Here is a 25,914-nt window from a genome sequence, read left to right on the forward strand (position 1 = left end):
CTTGGAGGCCGGGATGCGGGACCTGATCGTCACGGAGAACATCACGCTCGACGGGGTCATCGACGCGGAGGGGGACTGGTTCGGCCCGGCGGGCGAGGCCGGCGCCGATCAGACCGACGTCGAGGCGGCGCTGCGCGCACAGCTGGCCGCGGCCGACGCGTTCCTGGTCGGGCGGGTGACCTTCGAGGACATGCGCGCGTACTGGCCGCAGCGCACCGATGACACCACCGGCGTTTCCCGTTATCTCAACAGCGTGTCGAAGTACGTGGTGTCCGGGACGCTGGACGATCCCGGATGGGAGCCCACCACGGTCCTGCGGGGCGACCTGGGCGATGCGGTGCGGGAACTGAAATCCGCGCCGGGAACCGACATCGTCACGACGGGCAGCATCACACTCGTCCATGCCCTCATCGCCGCCGGACTGGTCGACGAATACCGGCTGTTCGTCCACCCGGTCGTCCTGGGGCGCGGCCGTCGGCTGTTCGCGGACGCGACCGGCGTGCGGAGTCTGCACCTCGCCGAGACCCGGCCCTTCAGCTCGGGCGTCGTCCTGTTGCGCTATCGGACCGCATAGCGAAACCCGGTTCCCACGGGGAGTTCGGCGCCTGCCGGAAATCCGTGCCATCGCTCGGCCCCGAAGGCCACGTTGATTCTTTCCGGGGCCCTTTCGGAATTTCCTCGTGTGCTGCCGAAAATCCGGGGGGTGAGATGAGAAGATCAATCAGAGCATCAGCATCCGCACCGAGCGATTCGTCGCTCCCGCGCAGATGGGAGTTGATGTGTCCCACAACAGATCAACCCTGCTGAGTCAGCGCGCCGCCGTCATTTTTCTGCTTGGCGCCCTCACCGCTATCGGCGCCGGTGTGCTCACCTTCTTCAACGGCGGCACCCCGGCTTCCGCAACCCTCGTCGGCGGCGCTGCGTTCGGCGCAGCCGTCACCTTCTTCCATACGGTCATCGACTGAGATTCCGCTTGGGCACTCCGCCCCCCGGCCCGGCCCGGCGGCTCATCGAGGCATGGACGGCCGGTACGGCCCCAGTCCGCTCCGTCACCCCTGTGCGGACCGGGACCACTCCCCTACCGGTGCGGTGCGTCCAGGAACGCCCCGGTGAGCGAGCCGGCCGACTGTGCGATGTCCTTCGACGTGCTTTCGGCCATCCCCTTCCCACCCGCGGCGCCGGCTGTCCCGGCTGCAGATGGCCGGGCCCGACGTCGGTCATGCGTCGCTGCCTGACACCCCCTCAAAGAGGGCCGGCGCCTCGTCCACCGTCATGTCGAGGACCTGCGATGTCGTGGCCGCTGTTGCCCAAGTCCCGGAGCGGACACCGCACTTGGCTCCACCTGGAGGCCGTCGAGCCAGGCGGCGGTTCGTCGAGAGGGAGGACCGTGGTGGGAGGAGGGAGGTGGAGGACGGGCGACGACGACTGCCTGCCCCTCACGCCGCACCCGCGCGCCCCGGCAGTCCGGGCAGGTCTTCTTAATCAGCGGCTGCTCGTCCTTTTCACAAGATGGGCGGCCTCATCGATGCGCTGGGCGTTGCGCCGCATCATGGTGGTGACGACGCCCTCGAAGTGGCCGCGGGCGACCGTGGCGGGTGGCTCGGTGCCGGAAAGGTGCCGGCGGAAGTCCGGGCTGTCGACTCCGTGGAGCAGAGATCGCGCGGGCGTCCGGGAGGAGAAGTTTCCCGTCACCCTCTCGGGGACGGGGGTGGCGCCGTGCAGGCAGGACACAGCCGGGCCGGCCCCGGACGCGTCGTCCTCGGACATGCCACCCTCGGACGCGCCGCTCACGCGGAACGAGGGCGGGGCTGGCCGCAGGCCGGGCACGGACCGTGACCGATGCGCGCCCAGAGCAACCGCAGAGATGCGGCACTGCAGGGCCCGGTACCGCAGCTACGGCGCCACCGGCGTCCCGGACGCGGGACTGATCCATACGCTCCGGCAGAGCCGCTGTCTGCCGCCCGGGGTGCGGCCGGTCCTCGGCAACCTGCACCACTCCGTAAGCAGCGACGCCCTGCGCACGGGGCTCACCCAACGCCGGGCGGAGCTCACCGAGCGAGCGACGGCGATACTCCCAGCGGGACGACGCCCCGCACACCTGCCTCACCGGGGACGAGCCGGCCACCGCGGCCCGAGAAGCCGCCGCACCGGCCCGGCGGGGCCACGGCGCCGACGCGCACGACCCGCCGACTGCGGGGGCCAGCCCCAGGCCATCGCACGCCTTGCGGAATCTGCGCCACCGCATGCGGTGCGCTCCCGCACCTCAGGTGCCAAACTTGAGTCACCGCGCCCGGCCGCCGGCCGGGGCCCTTGTCGCCGAGGGGAACATCATGACCTGGGCATCTTGGACCACTGTCGGGATCCACGCCCTACCCGGCGCCGTTCGCACCGCGGAGATCGGCGTGATCAACGGCGACCTGACCATCCATACGACCTGGTCGGACGACCTGGCTCATGTAGCTGTGCAGTACACCGGAGCCACGGACTGGTACACCATGGCCGGCAGCCCCGTCCCGTGCCATTCCGAAGAAGCCAGCCGTTCCTTCCACCAGGCCGTCGTCGAAGCCGCACGCGGCGGAGATCGGGCCGAAGCCTCCCTGGAAGAACTCTTCCACACCTAGCCCGACGCCCCGGCCGGTCAGCGCGGCCGCACCGTGATCGCCGGTATCCGCGCGCCCTTCTCCGTACGCGGACGATGACGGCCGCCGGGCAACGAACACCACCCAGGTGCCGGGCCCATGGCACTTCTCGCCTCGATCGCCTCCCGCTCAGCAGGTAGCAGCGCGCCTCGGAGGCATGCGCATCGGGCCTCCGGCCCTGCGCACCCCGGGGCGAAGTCGATCAGCCGGCCCCGGGCGTACGCGGTCTTCGGCAACCGACGACGCACGATCCGCGGCGCGACTTCGACCGCTGCCATGTCGTCGTCGGCCTGAACGACTGTCTTCAGCTCGCTGTTCTGCGCCGCACCGGTCCGGCCGCCGGGGCGGACGACGTCGCTTCTGCAGCAGCTCACGATTCGCCTCGACTCCCGAGCAACCATTTCGCGCCACTCCATGTCTCTTCCCATGGAGCACTGTTGGTCATCTTCTGGCTACTTAAAGCTGACCAATTGTTAAATTTCGACCAGGAATCTTGAATCCTGACCATTTTGCTTTACATGCCCATGCCAGACATACCAGGGTTTGCGCGGGGCCCCACGGCCCCCGTGGTGCTCAACAGCACCGCGCGTATGGGCGGTTGGCCAGCCGACCGCCCCCGCAGCGCTAAGGACCCACAGCAGTGCGTAGACCCCACATACGCAGGCACCGCCTGGCCATCGCCGTAGCCGTGACGACCGCCGCGACCTTCACTGCGGGGGTGGCGGGCAGCGCCTCCGCCAGCTCCGCGGCCTCGCCGGTCGCTGCACCCTCCTCCTCAACTTCCGCTCCCCAGAAGGCCGTGGACGCGGCCCGCGCCGCCGCGTATGCCCACGCTTCGGCCACCGGGGTCGGCAAGAAAGACACCCTCAAGGCCACGGACGCGCTCGTCGACCCGGACGGCCGTCAGCATGTCCGTTTCATACGCACCCACCGCGGACTGCCGGTGCTCGGCGGCGACCTCGTCGTCCACCTGACCGCCAAGTCGGCGTACGAGAGCGTGACCCGGGCCTACCGTCACCAGGTCGACGTTTCCGACACGGACCCGAAGCTGTCGGCCGGAGAGGCCCGGACGAAGGCCGCCGGTGTGGCGAAGGGCCACGCCGGCGAGGCCGAACTGGTCGTGGACGCCCGCGAGAACCGGACCACACTGGCCTACCGGGTGCAGGTGGCCGACAGTCGTACCGCCGAGGCCGGCGGCGCCCGTACCGTCGTCATCGATGCGGCCACCGGAGCGGTGCTCAGCAACGCCCCGGTCGACGACTCGTTCCTCTCACCCACCGTCCAGGCCAAGCTGCGGGCCCGGGGCGAGCGGCTCAACCCCGCGACCGGCCTGGCCACTCCGGCCGCGCCCGCCACGGACAAGGCGGCCGGCGCCGCCGGCTTCCCGTCCGCGGCCACCGGCTCCGGCGCATCCTTCTTCGTCGGCAGCGTGCCGCTGTCCACCACCCGGACCGCGCAGAAGTCCTACACCCTCAAGGACTCCACCCGCGGGAACACCGAGACCCGGGACGCCGGCGACAAGGAGCTGCAGAAGTTCACCGCCGGCAAGGCATTCACCAGCACCACCAACCGCTGGGGCAACAGCACCACGAGCAACCGGGCGACCGCCGCCGTCGATGCCCAGTACGGCATATCCAGCACCCTGGACTTCTACAAGAAGGCCTTCGGCCGCAAGGGCATCAAGAACGACGGCCGCGGGGCACACGCCCTGGTGCACTTCGGCAAGAAGGTCGGCAACGCCTACTGGTCCTCGGACTGCGGCTGCATGCTCTACGGCGACGGCGACGGCAAGACGTTCGCCAAGCCCCTGGTCGTACTGGACGTCACCGGCCATGAGCTCACCCACGGCGTCGTCGACGCGACGGCCAATCTCCAGCCCACCCGCGTCGACGCCGAGGGGAACCAGTTCGGCGAGCCCGGCTCCCTCAACGAGTCGCTGGCGGACATCTTCGGCAGCTCGGTCGAATTCTCGACCAACAACCCGAAGAACCCGCCGAACTACCTGATGGGCGAGAAGCTCGGCCTCGACCAGAAGTTCCTGCGCCGGCTGGACAAGCCGTCCCTCGACAAGCTCGAAGGCACGGTCGACTACTGGTCGAAGGCGTCCTACGACGCCGAGGTGCACGCCGGTTCCGGTGTCTCCTCGCACGCCTACTACCTTCTCGCCGAGGGCAGCGGCAAGAAGACGATCGGTGGCGTCGCCTACGACTCGCCCACGTACAAGGGCTCGAAGGTGACCGGCATCGGCCGGAGCAAGGCGACGGCGATCTTCTACCGGGCGCTCACCCGGTACATGGTCTCCACGACCGACTTCCATGACGCCCGGGCCGCGACCCTGCATGCGGCGAAGGACCTGTACGGCGCCGGGAGCACCGAGTACAAGACGGTGGACAAGGCCTGGTCCGCCGTGAACGTGACGGCGGCCAACGCGCCCACCGCCAAGCACTGATCCTCCCGGACCAGGCGCAGCATGGTGCCCCCGCCGCTCGCGGGGGCACCATGTGCGTCCGGTCCACGGCATGGCCCGCGGGTCCCGCTCGTGGTTCTCGACGGCGCGGCCGACGGGAGCCTACGTTGTGACCATGATCAGCGATCGCACGGGCGGCACTCGGCGACTCGGCTATCCGGTGGCGGCGGGCGTGTTCGCGATCGGCATGGCCGGGACGACACTCCCCACCCCGCTGTACGGGCTCTACCGGCAGCAGCTCGGATTCTCCGAGCTCATGGTGACCGTGGTGTTCGCCGCGTACGCCCTCGGCGTGATCACGGTTCTCCTCCTCGCCGGCAATGTCTCCGACGAGGTGGGCCGGCGCCCGGTGTTGTTCTGCGCGCTGGGGCTGTCGGCGGCGAGCGCGCTGTGCTTCATCTTCGAGGGCGGGCTGCCGATGCTCCTGCTGGGGCGGGTGTTGTCCGGGTTTGCCGCCGGTTTGTTCAGCGGCGCCGCCACGGCGACCGTGCTGGAGCTCGCGAAGCCGGGTCAGGAAGCGCATGCGGGATTCGCCGCCACCGCGGCGAACATGGGCGGTCTCGGCTGCGGCCCGTTGCTGTCGGGCCTGCTGGCCCAGTACGCGCCATGGCCGTTGACCCTGCCGTTCCTGGTGCACCTCGTACTGGTGGCTCTGGCGGCCGTGGCGACGTGGTTCCTGCCGGAGACCGTCGAGCATCCGCACCGCCCGCACACACTGCGGCCCCAGGGCCTTCGGCTGCCGCCCGAAGTGCGGGGAGTCTTCACCCCCTCGGCCGTCGCCGCGTTCGCCGGATTCTCCCTCCTGGGACTGTTCACCGCGGTCGCCCCGAGCTTCGTCGGCCAGACCCTGGGCGTGCGCAATCTGGCCGTGGCCGGGCTCATCGTCTTCACGGTGTTTCTGGGGTCGACCGCCGGACAGTCCTTGACCGAACGGATCGGGGTGCGCAAGGCCCTGCCGGGCGGCTGTCTGGTGCTGGTGGTGGGCCTCGTACTCGTCGCCGTCTCGCTGGCCGTGACCTCACTGCCGGTGCTGGTCATCGGTGCGGTGTGCGGCGGTATCGGACAGGGCCTGGCATTCCGCGCCGGCCTGACCGCCGTGAGCCGCGCGGCGCCACCCGAGCACCGGGGCGGCACCATCTCGGCCTTCTTCCTCGTTGCCTACCTGGGCATTTCCCTGCCGGTCGTGGGCGTCGGAGCGCTCACGCTGGCGCTCGGACTGCGCGGCGCGGGCCTGACCTTCGCCGCCTGCGACATCGTGCTCGCCGTCACCGTCGGCCTCTACGTGCTGCGCCGGCCGCCGACAACCACCGACTGACCGGCCCCGCATGCCGCCCGGTCCCCCGAGGCACTTCCCGCCTCAGGCAGTACCGCCGGGCCGTGCCGTCATTAGGAAGTGAGCCGCAACGTCCCGTCGTTCGCCTGCAGACCAGGCGGAAATGTGCGGACAGCACGCCTAGGGCCTGAGCCGCACCCGCAGGCGCGCCGGCCCCCGGGTGAACACTCCCGCGTCGGCGGGCGCCGTACCGTCCGCGAAGCGCATGGCGGGGAATGCGTCGAGCAGTTGGTTGGCGCCGACCTCTATCTCGGTCTTGGCCAGGAGTGCGCCTACACAGAAGTGCCGGCCCAGGGCGAAGGCCACATGGTCGGCGGCGGCGCTGAAGGCCGTGGTGGAGGTCAGGTCGGTGCGGAAGACATTGAATGCGTCGGGCCGGGCGTACTGGCGCTCATCGCGGTTCGCGGAGCCGATGAGACAGGTGACCGTGGCGCCGGCGGGGACCGTGCCGCCGCTGAGGGTGACCTCGGCATCGGGCTGACGCATGATCATCTGGACCGGCGGGGTGTAGCGCAGGGTCTCGGCGAAGGCCGCGGGAATCAGCGACCGGTCGGCGCGTACGGCGGCGAACTGGTCGGGGTGGGCCAGCAGGTTGCGGAACAGGGTGGCGAGGGCCTTGTCCGTGGTTTCACCACCGGCGGCCAGCAGCAGGCTGACGAACGAGGTGATGTCCTGATCGTTCATCCGGGTGCCCTCGACCTCCGCGGTGCAGAGGGTGGAGAGCAGGTCGTCGCCGGGTGCGGCACGTCGTGCGGCCAGGAGCGGCAGCAGGTAGGCGGAGAGCTCTTCACCGGCGCGCCGGCCGGCGGCCGCGACCTCGGGGTCCTGGGCCAGGTTGGACAGGAATCCGACGACGGATTCGTACCAGCCGTGGAAGCGGTCGTGGTCGGCCCGGTCCAGGCCGAGCATGTCGACGATCACGTTGATCGGGAAGCGGGTGGCGAACTGCCCCACCAGATCGGCTTCGGCATCGTCGCGGAAGGCGTCGATCAGCTCCCTCGCGTTGTGCTCGATGACCGGCAGGAACTTCTCCCGCAGCTCCCGGCCACGGAAGGCGGGGGCCACCAGGGCGCGGCGTACGGAGTGCTCGCGGCCGCTCATCTGGGGGAGGGTGCGGCCGCCGTGCGCCGGTTCGAGCTGCCACTCATAGTTGTCGGTGGTGAAAACCGGCTCGCGGAAGGCCCGTGCCACGTCCTCGTACCGCGAGAGCAGATAGCTGTCGGTGCCCTTGTCGTGGAACAGCGGGTAGTGCTCACGCAGGATGCGGTACGCGGGGTAGGGGTCCGCCGCGAACTCCGGTGACAGGATGTCGGGCGGCTGAGGGAGAGTGGTCACAACGCGTCCTCGGCTTCCCTGGGCGGAGTCGGACTCGGACGGTGGTGCACGGCCGGCTTGTGACGCTAAGGCACCGCGTCGTGCCCGTCCAGAGCGCCTCGTTGAGCGGCAGATGGGCCGTTGCTGCGGTCGCCCCGTGCACGGAGCACCGTGCCGGGGGACGTGGCCTCGTGGACGGTGCCGGTCCGCGCTGCCCGGCCCGGCGCGACGGTGTGTGCGCAGAGGGCCGGGATGCACCGCGGGGCCGCTCACCACTCGGATGGCCGCCCGCCTTCACTCTGCTGCCTCTCACGACACGCTCTTCCGGCCGAGGCCGGGAACGCTGAGACCCAGCAATCCCCGATCCAGCAGCCTCCCGTCGAGGCGGAGAAGTGAGAGTCGCATGGCCGCACCGTCCGCCCCGGGCCTGCTGAGCCGCCTTTGTGGTGGGTATCTCGTCACCGTCCTGCTCACCGCGGTGTTCGCCGCCGCCGCACCGGCTGTCGCCGACGGCGGTGCCCCCGGGCCGGGCGAGCGGGCCGGAACCAAGCCCACCGTGGTGCTGGTGCATGGTGCGTTCGCCGACGCCTCCGGCTGGAACCAGGTGACCGAGCGGCTGCAGCGCTCCGGGTACACCGTCGTCGCGCCGGCCAATCCGCTCCGCGGTCTGCCGCAGGACTCCGCGTATATATCCAGCGTCCTCCAGAGCATCCGAGGTCCGGTCGTGCTGGCCGGCCACTCCTACGGAGGTGCCGTGATCAGCCGCGCCGCGGCCGGCAATCCGCAGGTGAAGTCGCTGGTGTACATCTCCGCATTCATGCCGGACAAGGGTGAGGCGCTCGGCGGGCTGGCGGCCAGGTTCCGGGGCAGCGAACTCGACTCCGCTCTCCGGCGCGTGCCGTTCCGGAATGCCGACGGCAGCGGCGGGACCGATCTGTATCTGCAGCCCGCCCGGTTCCACCGGGTATTCGCCGCGGACCTCCCCGTCGCCACGACACGGGTGATGGCCGCTGCCCAACGCCCCCTCTCCGCCTCGGCGTTCACCGACAAGGCCACGGCGGCCGCCTGGCGGACCATCCCCTCATGGGCGCTGGTCGCCACCGAGGACAGATCCATCGCCCCGGACCTGGAGCGCTTCGAGGCCCGCCGCGCCGGCGCCCACACCGTCGAGGTCGACTCCTCGCATGTCGCCATGATCTCCCATCCGGGCGCGGTCACCGATCTCATCCTGGACGCCGCCACCGCCCGGTCGGCCGCGAAACCCGCCCTCGCCGCGACGGGAACCAAGCCTCTGGTGTTCATGGGCTTCGGCACGATGGCCGGTCTGACCGTGCTCGCCGGCGCGGGGCTCGTCGCGAGTGCCCGCAGACGTCGGGGCGCCGGCCGGCCGGCGGACCGCTGCTGAGCGCCCCGGGGACGGACACCCACCTCCCGGCCCCCGCGGCCACGTCTCGTACGCCGGTGAACGACAGGAAAGGACCGACCACATCATGGGCACCCTCACCACGACCGACGACACGGAGATCTACTACAAGGACTGTGGAACCGGCCAACCCGTCGTGTTCAGCCACGGCTGGCCGCTGAGCGCCGACGCCTGGGACGACCAGCTGTTCTTGGTCGCCTCCCACGGGTTCCGGGCGGTCGCGCACGACCGCCGCGGACACGGCCGCTCCAGCCAGCCGTGGCACGGCAACGACATGGACACCTACGCGGACGACCTGGCACAGCTGATGGAGACCCTGGACCTGCGGGACGCGGTGCTGGTCGGGCACTCCACGGGTGGCGGTGAAGTGGCCCGCTACATCGGCCGTCATGGCTCCGACCGGGTGGCCAAGGCAGTCCTGCTCGGCGCCGTCCCGCCGCTGATGCTCAAGACCGAGGCCAACCCGGAGGGGCTGCCCATCGAGGTCTTCGACGAGATTCGCGCCGGTGTCGCCGCCGACCGCTCGCAGTTCTACAAGGACCTCAGCGCCAGCTTCTACGGTGCCAACCGGCCCGGTTCCACCGTCTCCCAGGGGGTCCGCGACGCGTTCTGGCTCTGGAGCATGCAGATGGGGCTCAAGGGGGCGTACGACTGCATCAAGCAGTTCTCGGAGACCGATTTCACCGAGGACCTCAAACGGTTCGATGTCCCCACCCTCATCATCCACGGCGACGACGACCAGATCGTGCCCATCGTGGCCGCCGGCCAGAAGTCGGTGACATTGGTGAAGGACGCCACGCTCAAGGTCTACCCGGGTGCGCCGCACGGCCTCTCGGCGGTCGGCAAGTACAAGGAAGACTTCAACGCCGATCTGCTGGCCTTCCTCAACAGCTGACGGAGCGGCCCGAGAACGGCCGACCGAGGCCGGATCCCGGGCGCTCCGCACACACAGCCGGTGCCGGCCGAACGGACCTGTGGTCGTATCGGCCGGCACCGGCTGGAGAGCTGTCTGGATTACCGCCGGTGGCCGCCGCCCCAGCTGCCGTTCTCGCAGCCCTCGTTGAAGACCGGGCCGACGTGGTCGAGGACACCCGCGGAGAGCCAGCAGGAGCCGTAGTGGCCGCGGTGGTGGTTGTGGTGGTGGCGGTCCTTGTGGTCCTTACCGTGAGCCAGGGCGGCGCTCGCACCGCCCATGACGATAGTGGTGGCAAGGGCGGTAGCTGCGATCGCGGCGCGGATGCGCATGTCTGCTCCTCAGGAGGATCAAGGGGGTATATCGATCTTTTCAGGAATCACCTTCACAGAACCTCCCAAAACCTGACTCATCGTTAATTGCGCGAGTCGGAGTAACCGACCACCAGGTTTGCGCGAAGCACACACCCGGCCACGACAGCATCGAGCGGTCCTTCCGGCGAGACCTCCGTCATGCCCAACTCCCGGGCACGAGCGGCTCGTTCACCGCAGGTTCGGGCGCCCGGCACGAGGAGGGGCGGGCGCCGCCCCTGGCGCGGACCTGACTTCCGAGAATTGCCGTACAGGCGTCGTCCGTTCGAGGCGAGGACCGTCGGCGGGAATAGTCATATCAATATGACTGAGCGTCAAAAATGGCGATCCGGGCGCATGTCGCCACCGGTCGGCTCGACCCGACCGCCCCCACGCCGATGCTCTCGGCGTGGGGGCCTCGTCCAAGCGACGGGCCGGCCCGCGACCCGAACTGATGGGGCGTCAATAGGGCAGTCCCTCAGGCTTTCTCCGGTGCCTGCCCGGCCACCTGGCGTACGGGGCGCACGCTCGGGCGCAGGCCCAGGGTCACCAGTGCCACGGCCACGGCGAGGAAGGCGGACAACACCGCGAAGCCGGTCACGCTGGATCCGGTGGCGTCGGTCAGCCAGCCGACCAGGTAGGGGCCGGCGAAGCCGCCGAGGTTCCCGAGGGCGTTGATCAGCCCCATGGCGACGGCCACCACCTCGAAGCGCAGCAGCTGGCCGGGGATCGCCCAGAACGGTCCGTACGGCGCGTAGACCGCGGCGGCCGTCACACACAGCAGCAGCATCCGGGGCAGGGCGCCGTCCACGGCCTGTCCCAGCAGCAGTGCGGCGACGCCCACCACAAGCGGGACGGCCACCGCTTGGCGTCGTCGGCCGGTGCGGTCGGACCAGGCGGCGTTGGCGATCATCACGGCCAGTGCGACGGTAAACGGGATCGCGGTGAGCAGACCGACCTCGGTGGACGATCCGTTGTGTGTCAGCTCCTTGATGACCGACGGCAGCCACAGGTTGAAGCCGTAGAAACCGGTGATCCAGAAGAAGTAGACGCCGATGAGGACGAGGACCGGCTTCTGCTTGACCGCGTCGAGGTACGAGCCACTGCCCGCCGACGGTTTGGCGGCTTCGTCGGCGGCGATCGCGCGCTCCACGTGGTCGGCTTCGGCGCGGGATATCCACCGGGCCTGCGCGGGCCGGTCGGCGACCGCGAACCACCAGACCACCGCCCACAGCAGAGGCGGGACGCCCTGCAGCACCAGTACCCAGCGCCAGCTCCCATGGTCGAGCATCCACCCCGACAGCGGCGCCATCAGTACCGAGGAGAGTGGCAGACAGGCCATCCACAGGGCGTTGGCCCGGGCCCGCTCACGCAGCGGGAACCACGAGGCGAGCAGGATGAGTACGGCGGGCCAGACGCCGCCCTCGAAGAGGCCCAGCACGAAACGGGCCACGTAGAACTGCGACTTGGTGTGCACGAGGCCGGAGAGCGACGCGGCCACCCCCCACGCCACCATCAGGAGGAGCACGGTCTTACGGGCGCTCCAGCGCTGGGCGAGGATCGCCGCCGGGATCTGCAGGAAGACATAGCCGAGGAAGAAGACGCCGCCGACCAGCCCCTTGTCGGCGTTGGACAGCTCCAGATCGCCGTGCATGTAAGGGAGGATGACGGAGACGTTGTTCCGGTCGAGATACGCCAGCATGTACATGATCGCGGCGACCGGGATGACATACATCCAGCGCTTGGCGGGGGTCGCCGGCGGCGACTGCGGGATCGGCTGCGGGCCGGTGTCCGTCACTGAGCGACCGCCGTTCCGTACGCGGCCCGGATCCGGTCGGTGAAGCGGCTGAAGCCGGCGGCGGCACGGAAGGCCGCGGCCATCGTGCCGTGGGAGGCGCGGCCGCTGCCGGCGATGTCGAACGCGGTGCCGTGGTCGACGGAGGTGCGCAGGATCGGCAGGCCCACCGTGACGGACACGGTGCCGTCGAAGTCGACGGTCTTGGCCGGGATATGGCCCTGGTCGTGGAAGTGGGACAGCACTCCGTCGAAGCGGCCTTCGAGGCCCTGGTGGAAGACCGAGTCGGCGGGGATCGGCCCGACGGCCCCGAGTCCCTCGGCGGCCGCCTTCTCGACCGCCGGACGCAGCACGGTGATCTCCTCGTCGCCGAAGTGGCCGCCCTCGCCGCCGTGCGGATTGATCGCGGCGACGGCGAGCCGGGGCTCGTCATGGCCGAAGACGCGCAGTGCGGTGGCGGCGTGCCGGATGCTCGATACGACCCGCTCCTCGGTGATCTGGTCGAGCGCCTTGCGCAGGGAGACATGGCGGGTGGTGAAGAAGATCTTGAGGCCGCGGACCACGAACATGGTGTCGAAGTGTGCGGCGCCGGTGAGTTCGCCGAGCATCTCGGTGTGGCCCAGGTGCTGCGAACCGGCCGCCCAGATCGCCTCCTTGTTGATCGGCGAGGTGACGATGCCGTCGACCTCGCCGGCCAACGCGGCGCGGGTGGCGGCCTCGATCGCGGCCACGGCGGAACGGCCCGCCACCGCGTCGACCGTGCCCCAGGGGAGGTCTGCGGGGGCGATCCCGAGGTCGAGCACGTCGATGGTGCCGGGCTCGAAGCGTGCCTCACCGGGCGCGGCGACCGCGTTGACCTCGACATCCAGGCCGCAGACGGCGACCGCGCGGCGCAGTACGGCGGCGTCGCCGACGGCGAGTCCACGGCCGAGGGCGGTGGTCGCCGGGTCGGCAAGGGTGCGGGCGGTGATCTCGGGACCGATGCCGACGGGATCGCCGAGCGTGACGGCGAGGAGCGGCAGCGGGCCGTCGGAGGCCGTCCGGTGGCCGGTCGCCTGCTGAGGGTGGGTCATGGGATCGCCTTTCGGGGTGCGGTGTTCAGGTCGTGCTCAGGGTGGGGCCGAGGGTGTGCCGGGTGCAGGCCGCCCGCAGGTGCTCCAGGCAGTCGCGGGCGGCGTCGGGGCCGCCGATCAGGCCGCCCTTCGTGGCGAAGAGCAGTCCGTCGTGCGGGCCGCCGACCAGGTGTCCGGCGATGGCGAGCGGCAGCACCTCGGTCTCGATGGCGAAGCCGTCGGCTCCCAGTGCCGAGGTGACCGCGGCGGCGACATCGCCGCCCGAGGCGTACAGGCCTCCGGGGCACAGCTCGATGACCGCGCGGCGGGCGATCTCGGCGAGGGCGCGCAGGATGCGGGCGGCGGCGTCGGGAGCGGGCACGGGAGCGGATCCGGTGGCGGTGGCCGGCGGTTCGGGGGCCACCCGGACGCCGAGCACCGTGGCGCCCTCCCCCGCCGCCGCGCGCAACTCCGCCAGCACCGCGGCGGGGTCGGGCGCGGCGGGGTCGAGGTCGGCCCAGCGGGCGCCGAGGGCGGTTTCCGTGCGGGTGAGCTGCGTGCGGGTGCGGTCGGTGACGCTGCCGACGACCGCCAGGATGCGGGCGGGTGGGCCGCCTGCGGGCCGCAGGCCCAGCTCGTCGGCGAGGGCGGCGCCGAACGGGCCCGAGTCGAGCGCGACCCAGCGGATCCCGTCCTCGACGGCGAGGCGGGCGGCGGCCACCGCGACCGTCCGCAGATGTGCGTTCTCGGTGGCGTCGCAGACCACGACCTCGGCCGGGCTCTCCCGCAGCGCGGCGGCCACCGCGTCGGGGCCCCGCTCCACCACGTCCAGGGCGAGTTCGTCCGTGCTGCGCCTGCTCTGTGCGCCGAGCACGGCCGCGACCCGGGAGTGCCGGACGGGGTCGAACGGGTCGTTTGCCACGGCCGTACGGGTCAGCGGGACGCCGTCGACGAGATGCAGTCCGCCGACCGTGCTCCGGCCGGCGTCGGGGAAGGCGGGGACGGCCAGCGTCCGGATCCTGGCCGAGGGCTCACGGGCGGCCAGGACCTCCACCAGCGCGTCGAGTTCGCTGCCCGGGTTGCCGCGCAGAGTGGTGTCGACGCGCTTGACGATCAGGGGCGCGTCGCCCGCGGTCCCGGCGGCGTCCCGGACGGCCGCGTAGGCGCGGGCCGGGGGCCAGTGCCGTGACGCGGTGTTGACGACGAGGACGTCCACCCGGTCCGCGTAGCGCTCCACTTGGGCGAGCGCGCCGACGGTGACGGCCCGCAGGCCCAGTCGCGCATAGAGCGCGCCGGTGGCATTGCTGCCGGTGAGGTCGTCCGCGATGACGAGCACCTGGGCCACGAGGTCTCCTCCTGTCGGCTCCGGTGCCGCCGTTGACCCCGAAGTGACCGGACCACGCATTATTGATTGCGCGGTTCACGCAACTCAGAGTGGCCACTCGCCGAACGGGCTGTCAAGAGGTGTGCAGTCAGGCGCTCTCGGCAGGGTCCGGGACACCGTCCACGGCGGGGTGCACCGACCACCCCGCAGCCGCGAACGCGGCCAGCTCCCGCTCGTCGCCCCCGGAGATCAGGCCCGTCCCCGCCGGCATCGCCGCCCAGTAAGGAAAGCCCCCTCCCCCGCCGAGTTTGGAGTGGTCGGCGAGCACCCAGGCGGCACGGGCGCACTCGGCCATCGTCTCCTTCAGCGCGGCCTGTTCGGGGTCGGGACAGTTGATGCCGCGGCGGGGGTCGAGACCGTCGACGCCGAGGAAGGCGATGTCCGGGGTGAGCCGGCGCAGCGCCTGTTCGGTCCGGGTGCCCAGCAGCGACTCGTTGGGGCGCCGCAGCCGGCCGCCGAGCACCACGACCTCCACCTCCGCGTCCGCCAGCTCGACGAGCGTGGACAGGCCGTTGGTGACGACCGTGACGTCGCCACGGTCCCGCAGCTCGTGTGCCAGCCGGGCGACGGTGGTGCCCGCGTCGAGGAGCACGACATCGCCGCTGCGGACCAGCGCGGCGGCGGTGCGGGCGATGGCGTCCTTCTCGCCCCGCTGTTCGCGTTCCTTGTCGTGCCAGGAGCGCTCCACCGCTCGGTGGTCGACCGCGCCGCCGTAGGTGCGGGTGATCCGGCCGAGCGCCGCCAGGGTGGCGAGGTCTCGGCGGACGGTGGACAGCGAGACGTCGAACTCGGCGGCGAGATCGTGCACGCTGATGTCGCCGGCGCCGAGCAGCTCCACCATCCGCTCCCGTCGGCGCCGGGTGGCCGAGCGTTCCCCACTGGTCACTTCACTGCCCGCCTCTGTCTGCCGTCACCTGCCGGGCGCCCGCGAGGGAGGCCCGGCAAGTTGCGCGTTTCGCGCAATTTGAGGCTAGCAGTCGAGGCAGCAACAGCGGTGGCCACCGCTGCATTGGTCTCCGCGGTCAGGCGAGAATCTTCGCCTTGGCCTTCTGGAACTCCTCTTCCGTGATGTCGCCGTGGTTCTTCAACTCGGCGAGTTTCGCCAGGGAGTCCGCGTGCCCGCCCGCCTCGTCACCGGTCGTGACGGTGTCGCGAAGGTAGGCCTGCAGCTGCTTTTGCTGTCGTTCGGCCTGAGCCACCTCCCGATCGCTCATCCCGTGGCCACGCACCAGCACGTAGACGAAGACGCCCAGGAAGGGCACCACGATCACCAGGACCAGCCACCCTGTCTTGGCCCAGTTGTTGAGGTCCCGGCTGCGGAAGATGTCGCCGATGATCCTGAACAGCAGGACCAGCCACAGGATCCAGACGAAGATCAGGCACATGGTCCAGAATGCGTTGAGCAGCGGGTAATCCATCACGGCCTCCTCGTGACACACGGGGCCCCCGGCCTCATTCCGTCCCCTCAAGCATCCTCTCCGCCGGTCTCCTCCGCGACCAGATCGATCCCGGTGAGCGCCTGCTCCGTCCAGATGACCTTGCCACTGGCCGTGTAGCGGGTCCCCCAGCGTTCGGCGAGCTGGGCGACCAGGAAGAGGCCGCGGCCGCCCTCGTCCGTCGTGGCGGCCTGCCGCAGATGCGGCGAGGTGCTGCTGCGGTCGGAGACCTCACAGATCAGGGTGGTGTCACGGATCAGCCGTACGCGGATGGGTCCCGCGGCGTACCGGATGGAGTTGGTGACCAGCTCGCTCAGGATCAGCTCGGCGGTGAACGCTTCCTCCGCCAGGCCCCATTCGATCAGCTTGTGGACCGCCGCGGCCCGTATCTGGCCCACGGCCGAGGGATCGGGCGGCACGTCCCAGTCGGCGACATGCGCGGTGTCCAGCACCCGGGTGCGCGCAACGAGCAGCGCGATGTCATCACTGGGGCGCTCCGGCAACAGCGCGCCGAGCACCGCCTCGCAGGTCTCGTCCGGTGTCCGGCCGGGGTGGTCGGACAGCGTACGGCTCAGCAGCGCCATGCCCTCGTCGAGGTCCCGGTTCCGGTCCTCGACGAGCCCGTCGGTGAAGAGCACCAGACGGGTCTCCTCGGGCAGTTGCCGCTGCCAGGTCTCGAACGGCAAGCCACCCAGGCCGAGGGGCGGGCCGCCGGGCACATCGGCGACCTCGGCGGTGCCGTCCGGCAGCAGCAGCATGGGCTGGACGTGCCCGGCGCGCGCCATGGTGCAGTTCCCTGACGCCGGGTCGTAGATCGCGTAGAGGCAGGTGGCTCCGGTGACCGAGCCCTCGACCTCCTCGGCGCCCTCGTCCTGGTCGATGCGGGTGACGAGTTCGTCGAGGTGCCAGAGGATCTCGTCGGGCGGCAGGTCCAGGTTGGCGAAGTTGTGGACGGCGGTGCGCAGCCGGCCCATGGTGGCGGCCGCATGCAGACCGTGCCCGACGACGTCGCCGACGACGAGCGCCACCCGGGCGCCGGGCAGCGGGATGATGTCGAACCAGTCACCGCCGACGCCGCCGAGCCCGCCGAGACCGGCCTGCGCGGGCAGATAGCGGTAGGCGGCCTCCACGGCGTTGTGCTCCGGCAGGCCGCGCGGCAGCAGGCTGCGTTGCAGGGTGACCGCCATGGTGTGCTCGCGGGTGTAGCGGCGGGCGTTGTCGATGCTCACCGCGGCACGGGCGACCAGTTCTTCGGCGAGGGAGAGTTCCTCGTCCTCGAACGGCTCCGGCTTGTGGGAGCGCCAGAAGATCGCCACACCCAGGATGACGCCGCGGGCGCGCAGCGGCACCGCGATCCTCGAATGGATGCCGTGCGCGACGATCTTCCTGGCCCGGCCGGGACTCTGCAGATGCCACCCGGAGAACGCCGCCAGATCCGCTTCGAGAGCCGCCTTGCCGCTGCTGAGGCTGGCGCCGAGGGTGGTGGCCGGTTCGAAGCGGATCAGCTTGCCGACGGGGTAGAGGCCGCTGTCCGCCGGGGCGCCGCTGGTGGCCGTCCGCCGCATCTCGATGGCCGCGCCCGTGGGGGCCGTCGGCTCCTCGCCGATCAGCACGTCCTCGGCCACGTCGACGGTGACGACGTCGGCGAAACGGGTCGCGCCGAACTCCGCGAGCTCCTCGCAGGTGCGCACGACATCGAGAGTGGTGCCGATCTCGGTACCGGCGTCGTAGAGCAGCTTCAGACGGCCGCGGGCCACATCGGCCCGGCCGGTGAGTGCCCGGAGCTCGGTGGTGTCGCGCAGCGTCGTGACGCTGCCGGGCGGTCCGCCGGCCTGGTCGGTGGAGCGCTGGTTGATGGCCAGCAGCCGCTCGCCGACCGGGTGGACCTCGTCGGTGACGACCCGGCCGGAGGCCAGCAGGTGGGCGGTGGCGGGGTCGAGTCCGAGCTCGGCGACCGCGCGTCCCTCGACGTCCGGCGGCAAGTCGAGCAGCCGGCGCGCCTCGTCATTGGCGAGCAGCAGACAGCTGTCGCCGCCCACGATGATCACGCCCTCGCGTACCGCGTGCAGCACCGCGTCGTGGTGCTCGTACATCCGGGTCATCTCGGCGGGGCCCAGACCGTGGGTCTGGCGCCGCAGACGCCGGCTCACCAGCGCCGTACCGCCGGTGGTGAGGAGGAGGACGCCGGCGGCGGCGCCGAACAGCAGCGGGAACTGGTCGTCGACGACACCGCTCACCCGGTTGACGGTGATACCGGCCGAGACCAGCCCGATGACCTTTCCCTTGTCCTTACCGCTGTGGCCGAAGACCGGCACCACCGCCTGGACGAGCGGCCCGATGGTGCCGGTGATCTTCTCGGTGACCACCCGGCCGGCCAGCGCCGGCTGCAGGGTGCCGACGAACTTCTTGCCGATCCGGTTGGGGATCGGGTGGGTGTAGCGGATGCCGTGGGTGTTCATCACGACGATGAAGTCCACCTCGGAGCGCTTACGGGCGGCCTCCGTCAGCGGCTGCAGCACCAAGGTCGGATGGGCGCTCTTCAGGGCCGTATCGATGCCCGGCGCATTCGCGAAGGCCTCCGCCACGGCGACGGACCTGTTGCGGGCTTCGCGGTCTCCGTCGGCCCTGGACTGCAGCACGAGCGCTGCGATGGCGGCGGCGACGAGCAACACCACGATCGCCACCTGCAGGAGAAAGACCTGACCTGCGACAGTTCGCATCCTGAGAACCGAACGCGGGCGGCCGTAGCGTCCGGCCATGTCCTCTTTCTACACCTCCCGCATACGGTGGGCGAGCCGCGCGATGCGGAGCGCAGCAGCAGTCAGGGCCCGCGCTGCGCCGGGCGACTCCACGGGCTGTCCGAGGATCGTCCCGTGATCGGCGGCCGGGCGCCAGAGGGCGGGAAGACCTCCGGGTAGGTTTTACTGCTACGCATATGCGAACCTCTTTAACGAAGGGGACATACCCGGCAGCCACATCGCGCCACGTCACCGGGAACAAATCGCCCAAGGCTGGAAGGGTGCATGTAACTCTTCCCACAGGCCCGGCCGCTTGCCTGACGGGCCTGTGCCGGTCGGGTGAGCCAGGCGCCGACACAACATGCCTGGTCAGCCGGTCTCGCCGGGGCCCGGAGCCGGCCCGCGGGTGGTCCCGCGGTCCTCTATGCCGTCATTCGGCCCGGCGCAACGGTATGAGACGTTCGTGGGCATGCATGTTCCCGAGGAGATCCGAGCCGAGGCGGCCGCGCTGATCGACCACCACGCGCTCGGACTGTGGAAGCCGAACGACGCCGACCGCCGAGCCGCCGTCGCGCTGTTCCGCTTCCTCGAAACCGGTCAGCCGCTCACGGGCGAGCAGCTCCGGTCCGTCCTGGCGCACGCGGAAACGGCGGCCGACGCGAACGAGCGGCTGCTGAAGCTGCTGCAGGCGACCGCCGGGCTGCTCGACGACGCGCCGGTGGCCGAGGGCCCGGCCGGGCGGGACGCCGTCGACCACGTTTGCCTTCTGCTGGACGCGCTCGCGCTCTCCCGGCTCGCCGGTCAGTAAAAGAGAAAGCCCGCCCGAGTAACAGGCCCGGGCGGGCGGTTCTGGGGCCTTCAGGGCCCTACGCAGGCATCGTGGCCGAGGACGGCGCCTCGACGGGAGCCTGCTCATCCTCGGGAACCGAGATCACCCAGTGCGTCTCCTGGCGCGGCCGGAGATAGCACACCCAGTACAGCGCGGCGACGGCCACGATGACGCCGGTGACGACCAGACTCGTCGTGCTCTGCTGGTAGAGCACCCAGGCCAGCACCACGATCAGCAGCGCCGGGACGGCCGGCCACAGCGGCATCCGCCAGGCCAGCCGGTGCTTGTGCTCGCCACGGCGCGAGGCCAGGGCGCCCAGGGCGACGAAGACATACATCGCGGCGACGGCCACGCCGGTGACCTCGCTCAGGGTGTCGAGGTTGACGAAGCACAGGGCCGCCCCGGGGACACCCACCGCGAGAGTGGCTGCCCAGGGGGAGCCGAAGCGCCGGCCGACGTGCGAGAAGACGCGGTTGACCGCCGTCGGCCAGGCCGCGTCACGCGCCGAGGAGAACACCACACGGGAGTTCTGGATCACCATCACGATCGCCGCGTTGATGATCGCCAGAGCGATACACAGGCTGACGAACGTGCCGACACCCGAGTTGCTCCAGTCCCGCACCATGCCGGCGACATCACCGGCACCGAGGGTCTTCAGGTCGGGGGCGCCGAGGGTGATTGCGACCACCGGGATCAGGACGACGGCCGCGCCGATGCCGAGGGTCCACAGCACCGTACGGGAGACGTTGCGGCGGGGGTTCTCCATCTCCTCGGCGAGGTACACGGCGGTGGAGAAGCCCTGCAGGATGAAGAGCGCGGTGGCCAGGCCAGTCACGAGGAGGCCTGCGGTGACCGCGGAGCTGTGTCCGTGCCCGGCGTCGATCACGGGGTGCACGAGCACGGAAGCGGACCGGTGGGCGTGGGTGAAACCGAGGAAGGCGACGACCGCGCAGGCCACGACCTCCAGCACCAGGAAGATGCCGGTGATCCAGGCGTTGGCACGCAGATCGAGCAGACCCATCGCGGTGGCCAGCAGCATCACACCGGCAGCGGTGTACTGCGGATCGAGATGGACGATCGGTGCCAGATAGTCGGCCGTGCCCAGGGCGATGATGGGCGGCACGATCATGACGACGATCAGCGAGAGGATGAATACCAGCCACCCTGCGAGGCGCCCCATGAGCGTGCCGACCATGGCGTACTCGCCACCGGAGCTCGGTATCAGCGTGCCGAGCTCGGAGTAGGTGAAGGCCACCCCGATACACAGCAGTGCCGCGACGGCGATGGTCAGTGCGGTGCCCGTGCCCAGGCTGGCGAACGAGTCCGGCACGATCACGAAGAGCGAGGACGCCGGGGTCAGACAGGACAGCGTGAGCAGGGTGCCGCCGACCACACCGATCGACCTGGTGAGTTTGGGGGCGCCGGGGGCATCCCCCTCCGTCGCACTGCGGGTGACCCGCTCAGGAGCTGCGGAGGCAACAGGCGTGTAGGGCATATCGGTATCCGTATCCCATCGGTGCTGGCGGCAGGAGGGGGCTGCGTCCTGGAGGAGGAACGCCGCAAAGCGTTCTGAACCCGGACATCCGCAGGTCCCGCTTTGGTGACCGAATAAAACCCCTGCCGACGACCCACGTCAAGGTCTTGTTAAGGCCTTGAGACAACGAAATCCGTAGCATTACCGGGCCACCGGAACGCTTATCCACGACCAAATCGCGGATGAGGAGCGGATTTCGCGGCCGGAAGGGCGATGCGGCATCCGACAGGGACACCGCCGAATCCGTTGCGGTTCCGCCGAAACCCGCTGCCGGTGCGGTCAGTCCTCGTGCGCGTGCACACGGGCGATGAGCAGCGCGACATCGTCGTGGTCGTGCTCATCGCGCAGCGCGCCCAGGAGGCGGTCGCAGAGGTCCTCCAGATCCTGCTCGGGCTCCCTCAGCAGCTCCAGGAGGTCGTCCAGGCGGGCGTCGATGGGCTGGTCCCGGGTTTCGATCAGACCGTCGGTGTAGAGCACCAGCAGATCGCCGTCGCGGAGCGGAACCGTGGTCTGCTCGAAGGGGACGCCCCCGACGCCGAGCGGTGCGCCGGTGGGCAGATCGAGCAGCTCGGGAGCCCGGTCCGGGCGTACCACGATGGGTGGCAGATGCCCGGCGACGGCGACCCGGCACAGGGCGCGGTGCGGGTCGTACACGGCGTACAGGCAGGTGGCGAAGGCCGGATCGAGACCGCCGGCGATGTGATCGAGGTGGCGCAGCACCTCGGCCGGGTCGAGGTCGAGGTCGGCCAGCGCGCGGGTGGTGGTGCGCAACTGGCCCATGGTGGCGGCGGCGTTGATGCCGCTGCCCATGACGTCGCCGACCACCAGCGCGGTCTTGTCGCCGGTCACCGGGATGGCATCGAACCAGTCACCGCCGACCTCACTGGCCGCCTGGGCGGGCTGGTAGCGGTAGGCGATCTCCATGGCCGTGGGCTGCGGCGGCCGGTGGTTCATCAGATGGCGCTGGAGGGTGAGCGCGGTGCGGCGTTCGCTCTGGTAGGAGCGGGCGTTGTCTATGCAGACCGCTGCCCGCGCGGCCAGCTCGACCGCGAGCACCGCGTCGTCCTCGTCGAACGGCTCCGGGTTGCGGACGCGGTACAGCGACAGCGCGCCGAGGACCTCACCGCGGGCGATGAGCGGGACGGCCAGATAGGAGTGCAGCCCGGCCTTTCCCAGGAGAGCGGCGCCCTGCGGGTCCGCGGCGATGTGCTCCAGATCGTCCGGGCCCACGTGCGGGATGCGCACCGGACGGGCTTCGGTCACACAGCGGGTGATCAGCCGGTCGGCTTCATAGGAGGCGATCTGGCCGGTGGGGTCGGCGGCGCGGACGGCCTCGGTGGAGTAGGCCGTGGCCACCGCGAGCGCCCGGAAGCGGGCCGGGCCGCCGCGGGAGAGCGAGGTCGGGCGCCGGCCGTCGAGCACGGCATCGAGGACGTCGACCGCGGCCAGGTCCGCCAGCTCGGGCACGATGACGTCGGCCAGTTCATGGGCGGTCTGGTCGACGTCGAGGGTGGTACCGACGGTTGCGGAGGCGTCGGCGATGACGGCCAGCCGCCTGCGGGCGCGGGCGGCCTCGGTGGCGGCGCGGTGCTGCTCGGTGACGTCCACGACCGACGTGGCCAGCCCCAGCACCCGGCCGTGGGCGTCCTCCAGCCGGTAGTACGACACCGACCAGGCGCGGTCGGCGTGCGGATCGGCAGCGGTGCGGCCGAGGGTGAACTGGTCGAGCAGCGGGGTTCCGGTGTCGAGAACCTGGCGCATGCCGTCGACGATGGCGTCGGCGTCCAGGAAGGACAGCGCTTCCCGGACATCGTGACCGAGGTGCTGGTCGGCGGGCAGCTCGTTGATGCGTTCCAGCGCCGGATTGACCATGACGAAGCGCAGCGATGTGTCGAGGACCGCCAGGCCGATCGGCGACTGGGCGACGAGGCGTACGGACAGCGCCAGATCCCGCTCGACCCGCCGCAGCACGGCCTGGTCGGTGGCGATGCCCAGGGCGTAGGACTCACCGCGCTCGTCCAGCAGCCGCATGTTGCGGAATTCGACGAGCCGGGTGCTGCCGTCCTTGTGCTGGACCGGGAAGACCCCCGCCCAGCTCTCGCCGCCCGCCATGACCTGGGAGAAGAGACTCAGCACCAGATCGAAGTGTTCCGGTCCGACCAGCAGCTGCGCCGCGGGCCGGCCGAGCGCCTCCTCCGCGCTCCAGCCGAAGAGTTGCTCCGCCTGGGGGCTCCACAGGGTGATCCGCCCGTCCGCGTCCAGCATCACGGCGGCCACGCCCAGTACATCCAGCAGGCCGCCGGGCTGCCCCGGCGTGGCCCCGACCGGGGCGGCGCCCTCGGGGAACGCGTCGGTCGCACCCATCCAGGCACTCCTTCCGCCGGTCACCGCTGACCGACAGCCGTGGCGCTCTCCGTACATCGGCCGGTTCTCGCTGTGCTTCCGTTGCCTTCCATCATCTCTCGACACGGGACGGACCCGCAGGGAGAGCGAGATCCGCAGGGCATCGGCGCCCCGTGCGCGAGCGAGCATTATCCGTCGCTGTTCCCAGGTCGGCGACCTTGTTGGCGATATTCGGGGCGATGATTCCGGACGCGCGTGCGGTACGGGCCTGCGGGGCGGTGGCCTGAGACCACAAAGCCGGCTCCGCAGCGCGGCCGCCGGGGGCTCTCCGTACGTCACCGTCCGACTTGGAGATGTTGATCGACAGCGACTACCCTGGCATTAGTTGCCTCTAGCAACTAAATACATGTATACCGCATCCGGCGTGGCCGACCGTGCCCGCCGACGTCAGGAGGAAGCCTCCCCCCATGCCCATCGCCGCCCCGACATTCCGTACCTATGTAGAGGAGAACCTCGATGTACTTAGCGCCGACCCGGCGCGTGAGGCCCTGGTGCACCAAGGCCGCCGCGTCACAGCAGGTGAGTTCCGCGCACTGGTCCACCGCATGGCACGGGCACTGTGCGCCCAGGGCATCGACCGCGGAACGACCGTCACGCTACTGAGCGGCAACCTGCCGGAGATCATCGCCGCCCGTTACGCGGCCAACCTGATCGGCGCCCGGGTCAACTACCTCTACAACAAGCTGTCCGCCGAATCCCAGGCCGACATCGTCCGCGATGTCGAGACCCGCGCCCTGATCGTCGACCCGCGCTATGCCGAACGTGCCGCCGAGGTCACCGAGTTGGCGCCGGTGGCGGACATCCTCGTCCTCGGTCCCGCCAAGGTGGGCACGGATCTGCTGGAGCTGGCGGCCGGCCAGTCCGACGAGCCGTTCGCGAGCCGGGCCCGGCCCGACGACGTCTGCACCATCCGCCACACCGGCGGCACCACCGGCCATCCGAAGGGCATCTGCACCACCTTCGAGCAGGCACGCTGGTTCCACGGAGTGCTCCAGCAGCCGGAGTCCGAGCACCGGCAGCTGGTCTGCACCACCCTGGCACACGCCGCCGGCCTGATGGCCGACAGCACGCTGCACGCGGGCGGCACGGTCGTCCTGCTCGACGACTTCGACCCGAGCACCGCGCTCGCCGCCATCGAACGCGAGCGCATCACCGAGATGTTCCTGCTGCCGCCGCTGCTCTACCAGTTGATGGACCACCCGGACGCCCGGCACACCGACACCTCCAGCCTGCAGATGCTGACCTACGGCGGCTGCCAGGCATCCCCGGCCCGGATAGCCGACGCGGTACGGGCCTTCGGGCCGGTGCTGATGCAGGGCTACGGGCAGAACGAGGCCGGCGGCATCAGCATGCTCAGCCAGGAGGACCACGACCCGCAGCGCCCCGAGCGGCTGCGTTCGGCGGGGAAGCTGCTGCCCGATGTCGAGGTGGCGATCCGCGACGAATCGGGTCGCGATCTGCCGGCCGGCGAGCACGGCGAGATCTGCGTCCGCTCCGCCATGATCATGAAGGGGTACTGGAAGCAGCCCGCGCTGACCGCCGAGGTGCTGCGGGACGGCTGGCTGCACACGGGGGACGTCGGATTCCTCGACGACGAGGGGTACTTGACGATCGTCGACCGGCTCAAGGACATGATCGTCGTGGTCGGCGGCCATGTGTACACCACGGAACTGGAGGACCTGCTGAACTCGCACCCGCAGGTACTGCAGAGCGCCGTGTTCGGTGTCCGTGACGCCGACCGCATGGAGCGGGTGCACGCCGTGGTGGTGCGGGCGCCCGGCAGCATCGTCGACGGGCAGCAGCTGCGCGAGATGGTCTGCGCGGAACGCGGTGCGATGTACGAACCGGCCCGGATCACCTTTGTCGAGTCGCTGCCGCTGACCGATGCCGGAAAGCCCGACAAGAAGGAGCTGCGCCGGCGGGCCGAGCAGGAGGCCGGCACCGCGGGATGACAGCGACGAGCCGCCGCAGCTGAGGGCTGCGGCGGCCTGTCAGTACTACTGCAGGTCAGAGGATGCCCAGCAGGCCGAAGGGGAAGCCCCCGAAGCCCCCGAAGCGGCCGAAGCCGCCGAAGCCGCCGAAGCCGCCGAAGCGGCCATTGTCGAAACGGTCGAAGCCGCCGTGGTGGTGGCAGTGGTGCCTGTGGTGGTGACGACCGTGGTGGTCACCCTGGGACGATGCGGCCGGCGCCTGAGGTGCGGCCGAAGCCATGCCGGCGAGCGGGACGACGGTGGCGGCGGCAATCGCCGCGGCGGCCACGGAGCGGCCTATGAACTTGCGCATTGCGTTTCTCCTGTTTGGCAG

The 25,914-nt window shown here is 70.5% G+C and carries 21 protein-coding genes; 9 read left to right on the plus strand and 12 right to left on the minus strand.

Annotated features, from left to right (window positions below):
• The first annotated feature begins 13 nt into the window (after positions 1–13).
• Together ACGFWI_RS07030 and ACGFWI_RS07035 are read left to right on the plus strand one after the other, a co-directional pair.
• The gene (locus ACGFWI_RS07030; RefSeq protein ID WP_393904884.1) at positions 14–574 is read left to right on the plus strand and encodes a dihydrofolate reductase family protein; all 561 of its coding nucleotides are present in this window, start codon (positions 14–16) and stop codon (positions 572–574) included.
• Positions 575–779: 205 nt separating this feature from the next.
• The gene (locus tag ACGFWI_RS07035) at positions 780–965 is read left to right on the plus strand and encodes a hypothetical protein (protein WP_393904885.1); all 186 of its coding nucleotides are present in this window, start codon (positions 780–782) and stop codon (positions 963–965) included.
• Between the two features lie 517 nt (positions 966–1,482).
• Here the strand turns inward: ACGFWI_RS07035 and ACGFWI_RS07040 are convergent.
• Complete coding sequence (locus ACGFWI_RS07040; protein ID WP_393904886.1) at positions 1,483–1,767, minus strand: hypothetical protein; 285 nt, start codon at positions 1,765–1,767, stop codon at positions 1,483–1,485.
• Positions 1,768–2,330: 563 nt separating this feature from the next.
• Here ACGFWI_RS07040 and ACGFWI_RS07045 point away from each other — a divergent pair.
• The 3 genes from ACGFWI_RS07045 (at position 2,331) to ACGFWI_RS07055 (ending at position 6,421) form a co-directional block, all read left to right on the plus strand.
• Positions 2,331–2,621: a hypothetical protein gene (locus tag ACGFWI_RS07045; RefSeq protein ID WP_393904887.1), complete on the plus strand. Its 291-nt coding sequence runs from the start codon at positions 2,331–2,333 to the stop codon at positions 2,619–2,621.
• Positions 2,622–3,279: 658 nt separating this feature from the next.
• Positions 3,280–5,088, plus strand: a complete 1,809-nt coding sequence (locus ACGFWI_RS07050; RefSeq protein WP_393904888.1) for a M4 family metallopeptidase — start codon at positions 3,280–3,282, stop codon at positions 5,086–5,088.
• A gap of 133 nt (positions 5,089–5,221) precedes the next feature.
• Positions 5,222–6,421 carry an MFS transporter gene (locus ACGFWI_RS07055; RefSeq protein WP_393904889.1) on the plus strand — a complete coding sequence of 400 codons (1,200 nt, stop codon included), beginning with the start codon at positions 5,222–5,224 and terminating at the stop codon, positions 6,419–6,421.
• A 138-nt stretch (positions 6,422–6,559) separates the two neighbouring features.
• Here the strand turns inward: ACGFWI_RS07055 and ACGFWI_RS07060 are convergent, their stop codons facing one another.
• On the minus strand, positions 6,560–7,774 hold the full coding sequence (locus ACGFWI_RS07060) for a cytochrome P450 (protein ID WP_393904890.1): 1,215 nt from the start codon (positions 7,772–7,774) through the stop codon (positions 6,560–6,562).
• 382 nt (positions 7,775–8,156) lie between these two features.
• On the opposite strand from ACGFWI_RS07060, the gene ACGFWI_RS07065 reads away from it, so the two are divergent.
• Positions 8,157–9,158 (plus strand): alpha/beta fold hydrolase, encoded by a 1,002-nt coding sequence (locus ACGFWI_RS07065; RefSeq protein ID WP_393904891.1) that lies wholly within the window; start codon positions 8,157–8,159, stop codon positions 9,156–9,158.
• Between the two features lie 85 nt (positions 9,159–9,243).
• The gene (locus ACGFWI_RS07070; RefSeq protein WP_393904892.1) at positions 9,244–10,071 is read left to right on the plus strand and encodes an alpha/beta fold hydrolase; all 828 of its coding nucleotides are present in this window, start codon (positions 9,244–9,246) and stop codon (positions 10,069–10,071) included.
• A 119-nt stretch (positions 10,072–10,190) separates the two neighbouring features.
• Here the strand turns inward: ACGFWI_RS07070 and ACGFWI_RS07075 are convergent, their stop codons facing one another.
• From ACGFWI_RS07075 to ACGFWI_RS07105, 7 genes are all read right to left on the minus strand, one after another.
• The gene (locus tag ACGFWI_RS07075) at positions 10,191–10,421 is read right to left on the minus strand and encodes a hypothetical protein (protein WP_393904893.1); all 231 of its coding nucleotides are present in this window, start codon (positions 10,419–10,421) and stop codon (positions 10,191–10,193) included.
• Positions 10,422–10,917: 496 nt separating this feature from the next.
• Positions 10,918–12,237, minus strand: coding sequence for an MFS transporter (locus ACGFWI_RS07080; protein WP_393904894.1), 1,320 nt, complete (start codon positions 12,235–12,237; stop codon positions 10,918–10,920).
• Positions 12,234–13,307, minus strand: coding sequence for a 4-hydroxythreonine-4-phosphate dehydrogenase PdxA (gene pdxA, locus ACGFWI_RS07085; RefSeq protein ID WP_393904895.1), 1,074 nt, complete (start codon positions 13,305–13,307; stop codon positions 12,234–12,236). The genes ACGFWI_RS07080 and pdxA overlap by 4 nt, the downstream gene beginning before the upstream one ends.
• Before the next feature lie 25 nt (positions 13,308–13,332).
• Entirely contained in the window at positions 13,333–14,631 is a 1,299-nt protein-coding gene (locus ACGFWI_RS07090; RefSeq protein WP_393904896.1) for a four-carbon acid sugar kinase family protein, read from the minus strand.
• Positions 14,632–14,758: 127 nt separating this feature from the next.
• Positions 14,759–15,556 (minus strand): DeoR/GlpR family DNA-binding transcription regulator, encoded by a 798-nt coding sequence (locus tag ACGFWI_RS07095; protein ID WP_393904897.1) that lies wholly within the window; start codon positions 15,554–15,556, stop codon positions 14,759–14,761.
• A 136-nt stretch (positions 15,557–15,692) separates the two neighbouring features.
• The gene (locus tag ACGFWI_RS07100; RefSeq protein ID WP_393904898.1) at positions 15,693–16,088 is read right to left on the minus strand and encodes an SHOCT domain-containing protein; all 396 of its coding nucleotides are present in this window, start codon (positions 16,086–16,088) and stop codon (positions 15,693–15,695) included.
• A gap of 47 nt (positions 16,089–16,135) precedes the next feature.
• The gene (locus tag ACGFWI_RS07105; protein WP_393904899.1) at positions 16,136–18,865 is read right to left on the minus strand and encodes a SpoIIE family protein phosphatase; all 2,730 of its coding nucleotides are present in this window, start codon (positions 18,863–18,865) and stop codon (positions 16,136–16,138) included.
• A 448-nt stretch (positions 18,866–19,313) separates the two neighbouring features.
• On the opposite strand from ACGFWI_RS07105, the gene ACGFWI_RS07110 reads away from it, so the two are divergent.
• Entirely contained in the window at positions 19,314–19,652 is a 339-nt protein-coding gene (locus tag ACGFWI_RS07110) for a hypothetical protein (protein ID WP_393904900.1), read from the plus strand.
• Between the two features lie 58 nt (positions 19,653–19,710).
• Here the strand turns inward: ACGFWI_RS07110 and ACGFWI_RS07115 are convergent, their stop codons facing one another.
• Positions 19,711–21,168 carry an APC family permease gene (locus tag ACGFWI_RS07115; RefSeq protein ID WP_393904901.1) on the minus strand — a complete coding sequence of 486 codons (1,458 nt, stop codon included), beginning with the start codon at positions 21,166–21,168 and terminating at the stop codon, positions 19,711–19,713.
• Between the two features lie 318 nt (positions 21,169–21,486).
• Complete coding sequence (locus ACGFWI_RS07120; RefSeq protein ID WP_393904902.1) at positions 21,487–23,571, minus strand: SpoIIE family protein phosphatase; 2,085 nt, start codon at positions 23,569–23,571, stop codon at positions 21,487–21,489.
• 446 nt (positions 23,572–24,017) lie between these two features.
• Between ACGFWI_RS07120 and ACGFWI_RS07125 the strand changes: the two genes are divergently transcribed.
• Complete coding sequence (locus ACGFWI_RS07125) at positions 24,018–25,562, plus strand: AMP-binding protein (RefSeq protein ID WP_393904903.1); 1,545 nt, start codon at positions 24,018–24,020, stop codon at positions 25,560–25,562.
• A 55-nt stretch (positions 25,563–25,617) separates the two neighbouring features.
• Here ACGFWI_RS07125 and ACGFWI_RS07130 read toward each other — a convergent pair whose 3' ends face one another.
• The gene (locus ACGFWI_RS07130) at positions 25,618–25,893 is read right to left on the minus strand and encodes a hypothetical protein (RefSeq protein WP_393904904.1); all 276 of its coding nucleotides are present in this window, start codon (positions 25,891–25,893) and stop codon (positions 25,618–25,620) included.
• Between the last annotated feature and the right edge of the window lie 21 nt (positions 25,894–25,914).

Origin of the sequence: Streptomyces sp. NPDC048434 (assembly GCF_043200375.1) — a bacterium.
Classification (GTDB): Bacteria; Actinomycetota; Actinomycetes; order Streptomycetales; family Streptomycetaceae; genus Streptomyces.

Coding starts and splice junctions, on each gene's coding strand:
- ACGFWI_RS07030 (WP_393904884.1), top strand. CDS start 14: ATGCGGGACCTGATCGTCACGGAGAACATCACGCTCGACGGGGTCATC.
- ACGFWI_RS07040 (WP_393904886.1), bottom strand. CDS start 1,767: ATGTCCGAGGACGACGCGTCCGGGGCCGGCCCGGCTGTGTCCTGCCTG.
- ACGFWI_RS07045 (WP_393904887.1), top strand. CDS start 2,331: ATGACCTGGGCATCTTGGACCACTGTCGGGATCCACGCCCTACCCGGC.
- ACGFWI_RS07055 (WP_393904889.1), top strand. CDS start 5,222: ATGATCAGCGATCGCACGGGCGGCACTCGGCGACTCGGCTATCCGGTG.
- ACGFWI_RS07065 (WP_393904891.1), top strand. CDS start 8,157: ATGGCCGCACCGTCCGCCCCGGGCCTGCTGAGCCGCCTTTGTGGTGGG.
- ACGFWI_RS07070 (WP_393904892.1), top strand. CDS start 9,244: ATGGGCACCCTCACCACGACCGACGACACGGAGATCTACTACAAGGAC.
- ACGFWI_RS07075 (WP_393904893.1), bottom strand. CDS start 10,421: ATGCGCATCCGCGCCGCGATCGCAGCTACCGCCCTTGCCACCACTATC.
- pdxA (WP_393904895.1), bottom strand. CDS start 13,307: ATGACCCACCCTCAGCAGGCGACCGGCCACCGGACGGCCTCCGACGGC.
- ACGFWI_RS07100 (WP_393904898.1), bottom strand. CDS start 16,088: ATGGATTACCCGCTGCTCAACGCATTCTGGACCATGTGCCTGATCTTC.
- ACGFWI_RS07105 (WP_393904899.1), bottom strand. CDS start 18,865: ATGGCCGGACGCTACGGCCGCCCGCGTTCGGTTCTCAGGATGCGAACT.
- ACGFWI_RS07110 (WP_393904900.1), top strand. CDS start 19,314: ATGCATGTTCCCGAGGAGATCCGAGCCGAGGCGGCCGCGCTGATCGAC.
- ACGFWI_RS07115 (WP_393904901.1), bottom strand. CDS start 21,168: ATGCCCTACACGCCTGTTGCCTCCGCAGCTCCTGAGCGGGTCACCCGC.
- ACGFWI_RS07120 (WP_393904902.1), bottom strand. CDS start 23,571: ATGGGTGCGACCGACGCGTTCCCCGAGGGCGCCGCCCCGGTCGGGGCC.
- ACGFWI_RS07125 (WP_393904903.1), top strand. CDS start 24,018: ATGCCCATCGCCGCCCCGACATTCCGTACCTATGTAGAGGAGAACCTC.
- ACGFWI_RS07130 (WP_393904904.1), bottom strand. CDS start 25,893: ATGCGCAAGTTCATAGGCCGCTCCGTGGCCGCCGCGGCGATTGCCGCC.